Genomic DNA, 13,592 nt, shown 5'->3' on the forward strand with positions numbered 1-13,592 from the left:
GCAAGGCGGAGGTTCTACCCCACCGCGCGGTCGCGGCCTTCCCAATAGGGCGCGCGCAGTTCGCGGCGCAGCACCTTGCCCGACGGGTTGCGCGGCAGCGCGTCGATAAACTCAATGCTTTTCGGCACCTTGTACGCCGCGATGCGCTCGCGCGCCCAGGCGACAATCCCGGCCGGGTCGAGCGCCGCGCCCGCGGCGGGAACGATCAGCGCCTTGACGCTCTCGCCCCATTTGTCGTCGGGAACGCCGATCACCGCGACGTCGGCGACGCCGGGGCAGCCCATGATCGCGCTTTCGACCTCGGCCGGATAGACATTCTCGCCTCCCGACACGATCATGTCCTTGATCCGGTCGTGGACATAATAAAAGCCATCGGCGTCGCGATAGCCGACATCACCGGTGTGGAGCCAGCCGCCCGCGAGCGTCTCTTCGGTCGCCGCGGCGCGGTTCCAATAGCCTTTCATCACGATGCCGCCGCGGATGGCGATCTCGCCGATCTCGCCTTCGCCGAGTTCGCGCCCGTCGCCGCCGAGGATCGCCATCGCGGCGCCGGGCCAGGGCTTGCCGCACGAGGTGAGCTTGCCCGGCAGATCGTGCGCGGCGGGCGAGAGATAGGAGCCGCCGCCGGCGGATTCGGTCATGCCATAGAATTGCACGAAATCGCAGCCGAAGGCCCGGCGCGCGCGGCGCAGCACATCCTCGGCGATCGGCGATGCTCCATAGGCGATCGACTTGAGCTGCGGATAGGGCGCTCCCTCCGCATCGGGCTGGAGCAGCATCATCTGGATCATCGCGGGGGCGAGGAAGGCGTGCGCGACATCCTCCTCGCGCAGCATGCGCACCGCATCGGACGCCGCGAAATCCTTGACGAGGACGAGGCGGCCGCCTTGCGCGAGCCCCGAGAAGCTGACGTTGGTGCCCGCGACGTGGAACAGCGGCATGACGATCATTACCGTCTCGTCCTCGCCATAGGCGAAGCCGTCGACCTCGGTCGCGGCCTCGAGGAAGGTGCGGTAATTGGCGTTCGTCAGCACGACGCCCTTGGGCCGCCCGGTCGTGCCGCTGGTGTAGAGCTGGAGCACATCGTCGGCGAGTTGCGGCGCATCGGCGAGCGGCGCATCGGACGCCGCGCCCAACCACGCATCGAAGGGCTCGAACGCCGGGTGTTCGCCGTAGAGGGCGATCAGCCGCGGCGGTGCCGCGAGATCGGCCACCGCGGCGAGCGCGCAGTCGAAGAAATCTTCGCCGACGAACAGCAGTTTCGGCCCGGCATCGCCCAGAATGAAGCCGATCTCGGCGGGCGCGAGGCGGCAGTTGATCGGCGCGAAACAGGCACGGGCGCGCGCGGTTCCGAAGAAGAGCGGATACCAACTGTCGTGGTTCTTGGTCAGCGCCGATATGCGGTCGCCGGCTGCGACCCCGGCCGCGACCAGCGCATGTGCGACGCGGTTCGACCGCGCATCGAGTTCGGCGAAACTCGTCTCGCGGTCTCCGAATTTCACCGCGGTCGCCTGCCCCCGCATGCGCGCCTGCGCCGCCGGAATGTCCGCCAGCGTCCGGATGGCCTCCAGATCGATCATTTTGCTCTCCCACGCTCGTTTCGACTTGAATTAGATAGAATACTAAGCAAATGTTTGACCAGCCCAAAAATCGAGAGGATTGGCCTTGTTCGACCACCCCTTATTGCCGACGACGATCGTCGGAAGCTACCCCCAGCCCGACTGGCTGATCGACCGCTTGGCGCTGAAGGCCGGCCTGCCACCGCGCGTCCGCGCCGAGACGCTGTGGCGCATCCCCGAACCCTGGCTCGCGGATGCACAGGAAGCCGCGACGCTGATGGCGATCCGCGATCAGGAAGAACTCGGCATCGACATCGTCGGCGACGGCGAAATGCGCCGCGAAAGCTATTCGAACCGGCTCGCGACGGCATTGTCGGGAATCGACCGCGAGAAGCACGGCACCGCGATCGACCGCACCGGCAACGCGAATCCGGTGCCGCTCGTCTCGGGCCCGATCCGCCGCGTCGCGCCGATCGAGGCGCAGGATGCCGCTTTCCTGCGCCGTCATTCGACGAAACCGGTGAAGCTCACCCTGCCCGGCCCCTTCACGATGACGCAGCAGGCGGAGAATGGCTATTATCCCGACGCGCGCGCGCTCGCGATGGATTATGCCGACGCGGTCAATGCCGAGGTGAAGGACCTGTTCGCGGCGGGAGTCGACGTCGTCCAGCTCGACGAACCCTATCTGCAGGCGCGCGCCGCCGAGGCGAACAGCTATGCGATCGAGGCGATCAACCGCGCACTCGACGGCGTCGGCGGCACGACCGCGCTGCACATCTGCTTCGGCTATGCGATGGTCCATCATGGCGCGGGCGCGACGGGGCCGAAACCGAAGGCTTATGACTTCCTTGCCGAGCTCGAAGCCTCGGCGATCGACGTGATTTCGATCGAGGCCGCGCAGCCGGGGCTCGACCCCGCGATCCTCGCCGAGCTGCCGACCAAGACGATCATGTACGGCGTGCTCGACCTGTCGATCCCCGAGGTCGAAACGCCCGAGGTCGTCGCGGGGCGCATCCGCGAGGCGCTACGTTACGTCGACGCCGAACGGCTGTGGGTCGCGCCCGACTGCGGGATGAAATATCACAGCCGCGAACATAGCCAAGCGAAGCTGAAGGCGATGGTCGATGGCGCGGCGATGGTGCGGGCGGAGCTCAAATAGCTCTTCTCCCCTCCCGCAGGCGGAGGGGTTGGGGGTGGGCAGCGACGCTGCGTTCAGCCCACCCCGCTGCGACTAACGAGCAAGCTCGTAAGTCTCGCTGCCCCTCCCGCTTGCGGGAGGGGAGGTCAGGCGTCCATAAAATCCGCCAACAACGGCACCACCGTCTCGGGCGCCTCGACCATCGGCAAATGTCCCGTCCCCGGCACGACCTCGAGCCGCGCCCCCGGGATCGCCTCCGCCATCTCGTCATGATGCGCGCGGCTGGTGATGCCGTCCTTCTCGCCCCAGATCAGCAGCACCGGCACTGCGATCTCGCCGAGCCGCGGGCGGCTGTCGATGCGCGCCATGATCGCGCGCTGCTGCGCGAGAAAGGTCTCGGCGCCGGTATCGGCGGCCATCTGCCGCGCGATACTGAGCAACCGCGCATCGCCGCGCTTTTCTTCGGGAAACAGGATCGGGATACGCTCCTCGACCACCTGATCGAAATTGCCGCTTTCGACGAGGTCGATATAGCCCTGCCGCCGGGCGGTCTGCGCCGGGCCGTCGGCCGAAGCGAGCGTCGAGATGAGCGCGAGCTTGGCGACACGTTCGGGGGCGCGACGCATGACCTCAAAGGCGACGAAGCCGCCCATCGCATGACCGATCAGCACGAATTTCGGTGGCGCCTTGTCGAGCAGGCGCTGCGCAAAACCCTCGATCCTGTCGTCGCTGCGATTATCGGCGACGATGACTTCGCGGTCGGGCCACGCATCGAGCAAGGGCTGCCAGACGGCATCGGTCAAAAGCTGGCCGGTTATCAGGACAATAGGGAGCGACATTAGACCACCTGATGAAGAAGTTGATCGCCCGCGACGAGCCGGCGGCAATTCTCGTGCGCCACCGTCAGGCTGCGCACGAGCGTTTCGGGGGTGAGCCACGCGATATGCGGGGCGAGCACCGTATTGGGCAGGCCGAGCAGCGGGTTGCCGTGCGGCAGCGGCTCCTCGGCAAAGACGTCGAGGCCGGCGCCGCGCAGATGGCCGGAGGCCAGCGCCTCAACCAATTTTGTTTCGTCGACCAATTCGCCGCGCGCGGTGTTCACCAGCACCGCACCCTTCTTCATCGCGAAGGGATCGATCGATGCACGCGTCTCTTCGGTGAGCGGGATGTGCAGCGAAACGATGTCGCATTCCGCGAGCAGCCGGTCGAGCGGCCAGAATTCATAGGGCACGTCGCGCGGACTGCGCGCGGTATAGGCAACCTTCGCCCCCAGTGCCGCGAGTACCGGAGCGAGCAACTGCGCGGAATTGCCGAAACCCACGAGGCCGACGGTGCGCCCGCCGATTTCGCCCACACTGTCAAGCTCCGACGGATCGGCGGTCCACCCTTCCCCCGCCCGCGTCCGCGCGTCGAAGAAGCTGGTCCGGCGCAGCACCGCCATCATCAGCGACAGCGCCATTTCGGCGACCGCCCGGCTGTTGGTGCCGGGCATGTTGCACACCGCGACGCCATGCTCGCGGGCCGCATCGAGCGCGATCGTGTTCACGCCGACGCCCAGCTTCTGGATCAGTTTGAGCTTCGGCGCCGAAGCGATGAAATCCGGGGTGACGGGAGTGAGGACGTGGAGCAGCGCGGTGATTTCGCCCGCCACCGCGTCGAGCGGCGCGGCCTCATCGACATGCACGACGACCCCGGGGCCGAGGATCGCATCGACGGCTTCGCGGAAACCCGGGCTGGGGCGGGCGTGGAGGACGATCATGCCGCGACCCGGCCGATCGACCCGGCGAAGGCCGAGAAGCCCGCAAATTCGGCATCGGCGCCCATCGCCTCCTCGATCCGCAGCATTTCGTTCCACTTCGCCATGCGTTCGGAACGCGTGAAGCTGCCGACCTTCAACTGCCCCGCGTCCCAGCCCGTCGCGAGGTGGGCGATGGTGACATCCTCGCTTTCGCCCGAGCGCGCCGAGACGATCGCGCCCCAGCCGCGCGCAACCGCCGCGTCGAGCGCGGCTTTCGCCTCGGTGACGGTTCCGACCTGATTGACCTTGATCAGCGCCGCGTTGCACACCGCCGCCTCACCCGCGCGTGCGACGCGTTCGGCGCTGGTGACGAGCACATCGTCGCCGATGATCTGGACGCGCTCGCCGAGCGCCGCGGTGACCGCCGCCATCGTCGTCCAGTCGTCCTGCCCCGCCGGATCCTCGATCGACAGGATCGGATAGCGTCCCGCCCATTCGACGATGCGCGCCGCCATCTCCTCGCCCGATAGACGTCCGTCATCGAGCGCGAGGCTGTAGCCTGATGCGTCGCCAAGCTCGTTCGCCGCGATGTCGAGCGAGATGAAGACATCCTCGCCCGCGCGGTGCCCGCTCGCCTCGATTGCCCTAGTCAGCGTATCGAGCGCATCCTCGTTCGACGCGAAATTGGGCCACCAGCCGCCTTCGTCGGCGACACCCGACAGCGGCCCTTTCGCTTCCATCAGCTTGCCGGCGGCGCGATAGACGTCATCGGTGATCTCGAGCGCGCGGCGGAAGCTGCCCGCCTTCGGGCACATCACCATGAAATCCTGCACATCGGTGCGCCGCCCCGCGTGCGCCCCGCCGCCGAAAATCTGGATCTCGGGTAGCGGAACGCGCACCTTGCGGTCGCCCGCCAGATAGCGCCAGAGCGGTTCGCGCGCGTCCGCCGCGGCGGCGTGGAGCACCGCCATCGATACCGCAACGACCGCATTCGCGCCGAGCCGCGCCTTGTTCGGTGTGCCGTCGAGGTCGCAAAGCGCCGCGTCGACGGCAGCCTGCTCGCGCGCATCCATGCCCCCGATCGCATCCGCGATGTCCGAACCGATCCCCGCGACCGCGCGATTGACGCCAAAGCCGCCGAACGCGGTGCCGCCGTCGCGCAGGTCGATGGCTTCATGCGCGCCGCGCGAGGCCCCCGCAGGCGCGATCGCCCGCCCGACCGCGCCCGATTCGAGCATGACCTCGGCCTCGACGGTAGGCCGGCCGCGCGAATCCCAAAGCTGGCGGCCGGTGACGGAGGCAATACGCGAGGTCATGCAAACTTCCTTTTCCAATTGGCTACGAGCGCGTCGATCGGTTGCGGCGCGGGGATCAGCGCGCGCGCCTGATCGCGCACGATGCGCTTGTGTTCGGGGTCGGTGAGATAGGGTGCGGGCGACTTGCCCTCGACGCGCGCGAGGAGCAGCGCGGCGGTGAGCTTGCCGGCGCGGAGTAGCAGGCCGTCGGCATCCTCCCAGTCGATGCCGCCACGATAGGCCGCGACAAGTGCGGTCGCGGCCCCGCTCAGCCGCGCATCGCCCGACCACACGGCCTTCAGCAGCAGATGCGTCGTGCAAAAGGCGAGGTCGAAGGCGGGGTCGCCATAGACGGCGCATTCGGCGTCGAGGAACACCGGACCATCGGCGCTGACGAGGATATTCTTGGGGCTGACGTCCCCGTGGACGAGCGCAATCTTGCGCGACGACAGATCGTCGGCCAGCGCAGTCAGCGCGGGCGCCAACTCGCTATCCTGCCGTGCGACATGGAGCAGGAAAGGATCGACGCGCAGCGCGCGGAACATCTCGTCGTTGGGAAAGGCGGCGCGGTCGGCGTCGTTATAGGCGGTCGCAGCGTGGACCGCGGCGATGCCGGTTCCGACCTGCGCGGCGAAGGCCGGGTCGACGCGGCCCGCCATCAACTCATCCTTCCAAACCGGACAGCCGGGGAGGAAGCGCATCGCAAAGGCATGACCGGACAGTTCGACGAGCACCTCGGGCGCGATGCGCGGATCAACGCCTCGCGCGCGCCGCAGCCAGCGTACCTCGCTCGTTCCGCGCTCGACCGGCGCGTGCCATTCGGCGGCGACGCGAAGCTGCGGCAGCGGGCGCTTGACGACGATCGGGCCCGACGGGGTCTCGACCTTCCACACGTCGCACGACACGCCGCCGGTCAGCGGTTCGAGGACGACATCGCTCTCGCCCACCAATCCGGCGCCGCGCAACCCCTCGGCAATGTCGGCGTCGGCCGTCACGTTACAGCTTCTCCCGGATCCATGCACCGACGAGGTCGGCGGCATTCTGGCGCTCCTCGATCGAGTCTTCGAAATAATGCGCCCCGGGGATCAATTCGAGCTTCTTGTCGCTGCTCCCGAGGAAATCGAAGATCTTGCGCGCGTCGCTCGGAAAAACGCCGGTGTCGGCCGTTCCCTGCACGACGAGCGCGGGCGTGTCATGCTTGGCGAGGTGCGGTTGGCCCTGGCACGGCGAGGTCTCGAGGCTCCACATATTGAGCCAGGTCTTGATCGTGTTGGCGCGCCCGATGCTCGGCGTGCGGTTGGCGATCGCCGGGTCGCCGCGATAGCACCAGTTGGGCTTGCGGTCCGACGGGTCGATCGCCGGATCGACGCAGCGGATATCGCCCCAGCAGCGGAACATCGGGAAGATGCGGTCGGGAATGCCTGCCGCGTTGAGCCGCGCGAGCTCGGCCTTCGCCCAGTCGGTGATCCGCTGATTGCGCGCGCGCTGCGCGGCGCGATATTTCGCGATGAACGCGTCCGAATAGGGCGGGCCGTTGTCGGGGTTGAACGGGTCGAGTTCGGGGTCGGTCGCCACGGGATCATTCTCGTCGATCACCGATGCGTCCATCCAGTCGGTCAGCACCTCGGGACGCCCCTGATGCGCGTTGAAGCTGATATAGAGGTCGCCCTTGACGAGCTGCGCGAGCGCATCCTGCCCCGCCGAAGGCAGCCGGTCGGTCAGCGTTGGCGCAATCGCCTCGGCCTGATAGGCGCCCATCAAGGAGCCGCCGCCCGAATTGCCGAGGATCACGATCTGCTCGACGCCGGCTTCCTCTTTCAGCCACTTCATGCCAACGCCGATGTCCAGCACCGCATGTTCGAGCAGGAACTGATCCTCGAAGCCGCGATAACGCGTGTTCCAGCCGAGGAAGCCGAAACCCTGCCGCGCGAAATAGGGCGCGATATAATGTTCGGAGAAATCGACGTTGTAATGCGTCGCGATGATCGCGACCTTCGGCCGCTTGCCCGCCTCGGTCCAGTATATGCCCTGGCACGGATGCCCGCCCGCCTGAATGCGCGGCGCGGTCGGCGACACACGCCCGATAAATTGCGCGTCCAATCCTTCGATCCCGTTCGGGTCCATTAATCTCTCTCCTGCTGGTTATATCTCACCATCGTCATCCCCGACTTGATCCGGGATGACGAAAATGAGGAACATATTAACGGCTCACGTCGAAGGGCAGCTCATAGCCCTCCAGCCCGGCGCGGATCGCCTTCTTGTCGATCTTGCCCGTGGGGCCGAGCGGGATTTCGTCGACGAACAGCACGTCGTCGGGCATCCACCAGCGCGCGATCTTGCCGTCGAGATAAGCCTTGAGATCGTCCGCGGACGCGCTCGCTCCGTCTTTGAGCTGACAGAGCAGGATCGGCCGCTCGTCCCATTTCGGATGCGCGACGCCGACCACGGCGGCGTTGGCGACCGCGTCGTGCCCCATCGCGATATTCTCGATCTCGATCGAGCTGATCCATTCGCCGCCCGATTTGACGACGTCCTTCGCGCGGTCGGTGATCTGCATATAGCCTTCGGCATCGATCGTGCTGACGTCACCAGTGTCGAAAAAGCCCTCGGCATCGAGCACGTCGCCGCCCTCGCCGCCATAATAGGCGCCCGCGATCGTCGCCCCCTTGATCATCAGCCGGCCCGGGGTCTTGCCGTCGTGCGGCAGGCGATTGTCCGCGTCGTCGACCAGCTTCATCTCCAGCCCGCAGAGCAACCGCCCCTGCTTGAGCTTGTACGCCATCTGCTCGGGCTCGGGTTTCGCCGCGACCGACGCATTGGGCACCGACACCGTGCCGAGCGGCGAGGTTTCGGTCATGCCCCAGCCCTGGATGACGTCGACGCCATAATCGTCGCGGAAGGTGCGGATGATCGATTCGGGGCACGCCGAGCCGCCGATCGTCACGCGCTCCAGCGTCGTGAAACGCTTGCCATTCTCCTGCATATACTGGAGCAGCATCTGCCAGACGGTCGGCACAGCCGCCGAATAGGTGACGCCTTCCTGCTCGATCAGATTATAGATCGATTCGCCGTCCATCCGCTGCCCCGGCAGCACGAGTTTCGCGCCCACCGCGGGCGCCGAATAGACGACGCCCCAAGCGTTGGCGTGATACATCGGCACGACGAGAAGCACGGTGTCGCGCGCCGACAAGGCGAGCGCATCGCGCTGAAGGGTCATCAGCGCGTGGATATAGTTGGAGCGGTGCGAATAGAGCACACCCTTCGGATTGCCCGTCGTCCCGCTCGTGTAGCAGAGCCCGCACGCGGCATTCTCATCGAAACCGCCCCAATCATATTCGTCGCTATGGCCCGCGATCCAGTCGTCGAATGCGACCGCCGGAAAGCTGGTTTGGGGCAGCGAGGCGCGGTCGCCAAAGAAGATCACTTTCTCGATCGACGGCACTTGCGGCAGCAATTGTTCGACAAGGTCCACGGTCGCCGGATCGGCGATCAGCAACCGGTCGCCCGCATGATTCGCGATATAGGCGATCTGTTCGGGGAAGAGCCGCGGGTTGAGCGTATGGAGCACCGCGCCCATGCCCGCCGCGCCATACCACGCCGCAAGGTGCCGCGCTCCGTTCCACGCCATCGTCGCGACGCGGTCGCCCGGCCCGATCCCCTCGGCGGCGAGCGCGTTCGACACGCGCTTCGCATCGGTATGGATGTCGGCATAGGTCGAACGGGTGACGCGCCCATCGGCATCGCGCGACACAATCTCCCGCGCGCCGTGCCAGTTCGCCGCATGGTCGATGATCCGGTCGACCGTCAGCGGCACATTCTGCATCAACCCGTCCATGCGGCACTCTCCCTCGTTGCTGCAATAGGTAGTATACTAAGTATTTTGCCTTTGCAACGCCGCCCGGCTTGCTTCGCGGGCATCGCTCTTCTAGCGTGACGACGCCGGCACCCCGCCGGCAAACGGGGGAACAACTTAGCGCCATATGCGGACGAACCAGCTTATCATCGCGCTTTTCCAACGCTTTTGCTGGCTCGACGAAGGGCTGCAGGCGCGGCTTCACGATCATGGCTGGCCCGACGTCAACCGGCCGCAGTCGATGGTGATGACCAACATCGTCAGCGGCATCGTGCGCCCGTCGGACATCGCCCGCAACCTCGGCGTGTCGCGGCAGGCGATCCACAGCACGATCAACCAGATGGTCAAGCTCGGCATCGTCCAGCTCGACGTCGATCCCGACGACCGCCGTCACATGATCGTGTCGCTGACCGACCTCGGCGCGCGCATGCGCAAGGATGCACAGCGTTCGATGGACGCGCTCACCGCGCAGATCGCCGACCGGCTGGGGCAGGACAAGTTCGACGCGCTGCTCGCGGCGCTCGAGGCGGACTGGGGCGACAATATCGACCGCCCCGTCGCCGCCCCGCGCCGCTAGGCCGACAGCGCCTTCGCGACAGCGACCAGCCGCGCGGCGGTCATATCGACCAGCGACGCGGGCAACGGCTCCTTCAGACTACCGTCCTCGGCAAAGGCGGCGTGCGCGTTCGGCACCAGCACCTGTTCGGGGATGACGAGCATCTGGATCGTCGACAAGATCTGGCGCAGGTGCATCAACCCGCGCAGCCCGCCGAACGGACTGATCGATGCCGACATGATCGCCGCCGCCTTGCCGCGATAGGCGGAGAGCGCGACCAGCCCCTCGTCGCCGGTGGGCCGCGACGCCCAGTCGATCGCATTTTTGAGCAGCGGCGTCAGCGAGCCATTATATTCGGGCGACACGAACAAAAGCCCGTCCTGCGCGGCGAACAGCGTTTTGAGCCGCTGCACATCGGGCGGAAAGGCATCGGCTTCGAGCGCGGCCGAATAGAGCGGCAGGTCGAACGCCGCGAGATCGACCCGCGTGACGCTTGCGCCCTGCGCTTCGAGGCTGGCGGCGGCAAGTTCGCCCAAAGCGCGGTTATAGGACCCTTCGCGAATGCTCCCGACGATAACGGCGATGCTGGTCATTTTCCCTCCCGGACAATATGATTAGTATACTAACTTATTGTCCGGTCGCGGCAAGATCAAGCGGTCAGGCCTTGATGTCCGAAAGCACCGCGAGCTTGCGCGTTTCGTCGGCGAGATTGTCGATCACGCGGCGCATCAGCCCCTGCAGCACCTCGACCTCCTCGTCGCTCATGCCCTTGGTGGCGATCTCGTGGATTTCGGCGTTCATCGGCGCGAGAATCAGTTCGAGCTTCTTGGCGTGCGGGGTCAGATGGATGAAAGTCTTGCGCCGGTCGTCGGCGGTCTTCTTGCGCGTGATCAGCCCCGCCTTTTCGAGCCCCTTCAGCGCGACCACGGTGGTCGGCTCGCGCATGCCGACGCGTTCGCTCAGTTCGCGCTGGGTGATGCCGTCCTCGCGCCAGAGCTGGCGCAGGAAACGCCACTGCCCCGCCGAAACATCGTGCGTCAGCGTGCGGCGCTCGAGCAGCCGCGAAAAGGAACGGAAGACGACGCGCGCCAGATAGCCGATGCTGTTTTCAGGATCGGTATAATATTCGGCCGGATGCCGATAATCCTTTGTTTTCTTGACCAAAACCCTGCTCCCCTGTCGCGATCCCGATGACGGCACCGGTCCGCGCAAGCGCAAATCTTAGGACGCGAAGCTTCGCGCGGCAACCGCCTTCCTCGTCGCCCGGCACGTCATCGCCGTCACAACCCCGCGATAAGGTTGGACAAGATTCGCCGACCAATATACTTAGTATGCTAAGCTAGTGGAGGCGGTGTGCAAAAATTCATTCGGGTGAAAGCGGCCGCGGCGCCCTTGCCGCTCGCCAATGTCGATACCGACATGATCATCCCAGCCGAATATATGAAGGCGCTGACGCGTTCGGGACTCGGCCGGCACCTGTTCCGCGCATTGCGCTATGACACGGACGGACGCGAACGCGAGGATTTCGTCCTCAACCGGCCCGCCTGCCGCGATGCGCGGATATTGGTCGCCGATCGCAATTTCGGCTGCGGCTCGTCGCGCGAACATGCGGTGTGGGCGCTCGCCGATTTCGGCATCCGTTGCGTCATCGCGCCAACCTTCGGCGACATCTTCGCAGGCAATGCGCGCAAGAATGGCCTGCTGTTGATCCGCTTGCCCGATGAAATCTGCGCCCGGCTCCGCGGCGCGATCGAAGCCGCGCAATATGCGCCGGTCGAGGTCGACCTCGAAGCGCAGCGCATCCGCCTCGCATCGGGCGAGACGATCGCGTTCGAGATCGACCCCGACGACCGCCGCATCTTGATGGAGGGGCTCGACGACATCGACCGCACGCTGCGCCACGCGGAGGCGATCGCGCGGTTCGAGGCCGCGACCTAAGCCAGCATATCGGGTGCGGCGATGCAGCCTGCTATCGCGCTCGCCGCCGCCAAAGCCGGGCTCATCAGATGCGTGCGTCCGCCGCGTCCCTGGCGGTTCTCGAAATTGCGGTTCGAGGTCGCGGCGCAGCGTTCGCCGGGGCGGAGCCGGTCGGCGTTCATGCCGACGCACATCGAACAGCCCGGTTCGCGCCAGTCGAACCCCGCGGCGCGCAGCGCCTCGGCGATGCCCTCTTCCTCGGCCTGCCGTTTGACCAGCCCCGATCCCGGCACGACCATCGCGCGGACGTGCGGCGCGACATGGCGGCCGCGCACGACGGCGGCGGCGACGCGCAGATCCTCGATCCGGCTGTTGGTGCAGCTGCCGATGAATATGCGGTCGAGCCGCTGCCCGGCGATCGGCGCGCCGAGGGCAAGGTCCATATAGGCGAGCGCGCGCTCGGCGGCGGCGCGCGCATCAGGATCGCCCAGCGTTGCAGGATCAGGAATGAGGCCGTCGATCGCGACGACCTGCGACGGGTTGGTCCCCCAACTCACCATCGGCCGCACGTCGCGCGCATCGAAGTGCAGCTCGCGGTCGAAGGCCGCGCCGGGGTCGCTTGCGAGCTTCGCCCAGCGCGCCGCGGCCGCCTCCCATGCTTTGCCACGCGGCGCCGCCGGACGGTTCTTCAGATAGGCGAGCGTCGTCGCATCGGGCGCAACCAGCCCGGCGCGCGCGCCCATCTCGATACTGAGGTTGCACAATGTCATCCGGCCTTCCATCGACAGCGCGCGCACGGCCTCCCCCGCATATTCGATGACATGCCCCCCCGCGCCATCGACGCCGATCATCCCGAGCAAATGAAGCGCGAGATCCTTGGCATGGACGTGGGGCGCCAGCACGCCGTCGACGCGCACCCGCATGTTGCGCGAGCGGCGCTGGCGGATCGTCTGGGTCGCCAGCACATGCTCGACCTCCGACGTCCCGATCCCGAAGGCGAGCGCCCCGAACGCGCCGTGCGTCGAGGTGTGGCTGTCGCCGCAGACGATCGTCATCCCGGGCTGCGAACGCCCCTGCTCGGGCCCGACGACATGGACGATCCCGCCACGCGGGTCGCCCATCGGGAAATTCTCGATTCCGAAACGGCGCGTATTCTCGACCAGTGCCTCGAGCTGAGCGCGCGCCTCGACATCGGCCACCCCGGCGGGGCCCGCCGCCTGTCCCGCCGTCGGGACATTATGATCGGACAGCGCGAGCACGCGCTCGGGACGCCGAACCGCCCGTCCCGCCGTCGCAAGGCCCGCAAAAGCCTGCGGCGAGGTCACCTCGTGCAGCAGGTGCAGGTCGATATAGAGCAACGTCTCGCCATCATCCTCGGCGACGACGTGCGCGTCCCAAATCTTGTCGTAGAGCGTGCGCGGGCCGGTCACAGCGTCCCCACAATGGGGTTCGGTCGATATTTCGCACATATTCCCGGCATCGGAATCCTCATCGCATGGCATTTACTTAGTATGCTAATCATATGCCATGAATCCG

13 protein-coding genes are annotated in these 13,592 nt (G+C 66.4%); 3 read left to right on the forward strand and 10 right to left on the reverse strand.

Going from position 1 to position 13,592, the window contains the following annotated elements; genetic code table 11:
- Positions 1-14 precede the first annotated feature (14 nt).
- The gene (locus tag QZL87_RS11850) at positions 15-1,580 is read right to left on the reverse strand and encodes a long-chain-fatty-acid--CoA ligase (protein ID WP_295319596.1); all 1,566 of its coding nucleotides are present in this window, start codon (positions 1,578-1,580) and stop codon (positions 15-17) included.
- A gap of 85 nt (positions 1,581-1,665) precedes the next feature.
- Between QZL87_RS11850 and QZL87_RS11855 the strand changes: the two genes are divergently transcribed.
- The gene (locus QZL87_RS11855) at positions 1,666-2,718 is read left to right on the forward strand and encodes a 5-methyltetrahydropteroyltriglutamate--homocysteine methyltransferase (RefSeq protein ID WP_295319598.1); all 1,053 of its coding nucleotides are present in this window, start codon (positions 1,666-1,668) and stop codon (positions 2,716-2,718) included.
- 125 nt (positions 2,719-2,843) lie between these two features.
- Here the strand turns inward: QZL87_RS11855 and QZL87_RS11860 are convergent, their stop codons facing one another.
- From QZL87_RS11860 to QZL87_RS11885, 6 genes are all read right to left on the reverse strand, one after another.
- Complete coding sequence (locus QZL87_RS11860; protein ID WP_295319600.1) at positions 2,844-3,536, reverse strand: alpha/beta fold hydrolase; 693 nt, start codon at positions 3,534-3,536, stop codon at positions 2,844-2,846.
- Positions 3,536-4,456 (reverse strand): NAD(P)-dependent oxidoreductase, encoded by a 921-nt coding sequence (locus QZL87_RS11865; protein WP_295319602.1) that lies wholly within the window; start codon positions 4,454-4,456, stop codon positions 3,536-3,538. Before QZL87_RS11865 ends, QZL87_RS11860 begins: the two co-directional genes overlap by 1 nt.
- The gene (gene eno / locus QZL87_RS11870) at positions 4,453-5,751 is read right to left on the reverse strand and encodes a phosphopyruvate hydratase (RefSeq protein ID WP_295319603.1); all 1,299 of its coding nucleotides are present in this window, start codon (positions 5,749-5,751) and stop codon (positions 4,453-4,455) included. Before eno ends, QZL87_RS11865 begins: the two co-directional genes overlap by 4 nt.
- The gene (locus QZL87_RS11875; protein ID WP_295319606.1) at positions 5,748-6,725 is read right to left on the reverse strand and encodes an aminoglycoside phosphotransferase family protein; all 978 of its coding nucleotides are present in this window, start codon (positions 6,723-6,725) and stop codon (positions 5,748-5,750) included. The genes eno and QZL87_RS11875 overlap by 4 nt, the downstream gene beginning before the upstream one ends.
- A 1-nt stretch (position 6,726) precedes the next feature.
- Positions 6,727-7,854 (reverse strand): alpha/beta hydrolase, encoded by a 1,128-nt coding sequence (locus QZL87_RS11880; protein WP_295319608.1) that lies wholly within the window; start codon positions 7,852-7,854, stop codon positions 6,727-6,729.
- Positions 7,855-7,930: 76 nt separating this feature from the next.
- A complete protein-coding gene (locus QZL87_RS11885) occupies positions 7,931-9,565 on the reverse strand; it encodes a long-chain-fatty-acid--CoA ligase (RefSeq protein ID WP_295319609.1) in 1,635 nt (544 codons plus the stop codon).
- A gap of 145 nt (positions 9,566-9,710) precedes the next feature.
- On the opposite strand from QZL87_RS11885, the gene QZL87_RS11890 reads away from it, so the two are divergent.
- Positions 9,711-10,160 carry a MarR family winged helix-turn-helix transcriptional regulator gene (locus QZL87_RS11890; protein ID WP_295319610.1) on the forward strand — a complete coding sequence of 150 codons (450 nt, stop codon included), beginning with the start codon at positions 9,711-9,713 and terminating at the stop codon, positions 10,158-10,160.
- On the opposite strand, the gene QZL87_RS11895 is transcribed toward QZL87_RS11890, so the two are convergent.
- Together QZL87_RS11895 and QZL87_RS11900 are read right to left on the reverse strand one after the other, a co-directional pair.
- Positions 10,157-10,732 (reverse strand): NAD(P)H-dependent oxidoreductase, encoded by a 576-nt coding sequence (locus tag QZL87_RS11895; protein ID WP_295319612.1) that lies wholly within the window; start codon positions 10,730-10,732, stop codon positions 10,157-10,159. The genes QZL87_RS11890 and QZL87_RS11895 overlap by 4 nt on opposite strands.
- 64 nt (positions 10,733-10,796) lie before the next feature.
- Positions 10,797-11,303 carry a MarR family transcriptional regulator gene (locus tag QZL87_RS11900; RefSeq protein ID WP_037553978.1) on the reverse strand — a complete coding sequence of 169 codons (507 nt, stop codon included), beginning with the start codon at positions 11,301-11,303 and terminating at the stop codon, positions 10,797-10,799.
- A gap of 189 nt (positions 11,304-11,492) precedes the next feature.
- Between QZL87_RS11900 and leuD the strand changes: the two genes are divergently transcribed.
- A complete protein-coding gene (gene leuD / locus QZL87_RS11905; protein ID WP_295319613.1) occupies positions 11,493-12,077 on the forward strand; it encodes a 3-isopropylmalate dehydratase small subunit in 585 nt (194 codons plus the stop codon).
- On the opposite strand, the gene leuC is transcribed toward leuD, so the two are convergent.
- Positions 12,074-13,486, reverse strand: a complete 1,413-nt coding sequence (leuC, locus tag QZL87_RS11910) for a 3-isopropylmalate dehydratase large subunit (RefSeq protein WP_295319615.1) — start codon at positions 13,484-13,486, stop codon at positions 12,074-12,076. The two genes, leuD and leuC, sit on opposite strands and share 4 nt — an antisense overlap.
- Positions 13,487-13,592 lie beyond the last annotated feature (106 nt).

Source organism: uncultured Sphingopyxis sp., assembly GCF_900078365.1.
Lineage (GTDB): Bacteria > Pseudomonadota > Alphaproteobacteria > Sphingomonadales > Sphingomonadaceae > Sphingopyxis.

Bases quoted from the DNA above. Each gene is read 5' to 3' on its own strand.
- QZL87_RS11895 (WP_295319612.1), bottom strand. From the start codon at position 10,732: ATGACCAGCATCGCCGTTATCGTCGGGAGCATTCGCGAAGGGTCCTAT.
- QZL87_RS11890 (WP_295319610.1), top strand. From the start codon at position 9,711: ATGCGGACGAACCAGCTTATCATCGCGCTTTTCCAACGCTTTTGCTGG.
- QZL87_RS11850 (WP_295319596.1), bottom strand. From the start codon at position 1,580: ATGATCGATCTGGAGGCCATCCGGACGCTGGCGGACATTCCGGCGGCG.
- QZL87_RS11865 (WP_295319602.1), bottom strand. From the start codon at position 4,456: ATGATCGTCCTCCACGCCCGCCCCAGCCCGGGTTTCCGCGAAGCCGTC.
- QZL87_RS11880 (WP_295319608.1), bottom strand. From the start codon at position 7,854: ATGGACCCGAACGGGATCGAAGGATTGGACGCGCAATTTATCGGGCGT.
- QZL87_RS11860 (WP_295319600.1), bottom strand. From the start codon at position 3,536: ATGTCGCTCCCTATTGTCCTGATAACCGGCCAGCTTTTGACCGATGCC.
- QZL87_RS11885 (WP_295319609.1), bottom strand. From the start codon at position 9,565: ATGGACGGGTTGATGCAGAATGTGCCGCTGACGGTCGACCGGATCATC.
- eno (WP_295319603.1), bottom strand. From the start codon at position 5,751: ATGACCTCGCGTATTGCCTCCGTCACCGGCCGCCAGCTTTGGGATTCG.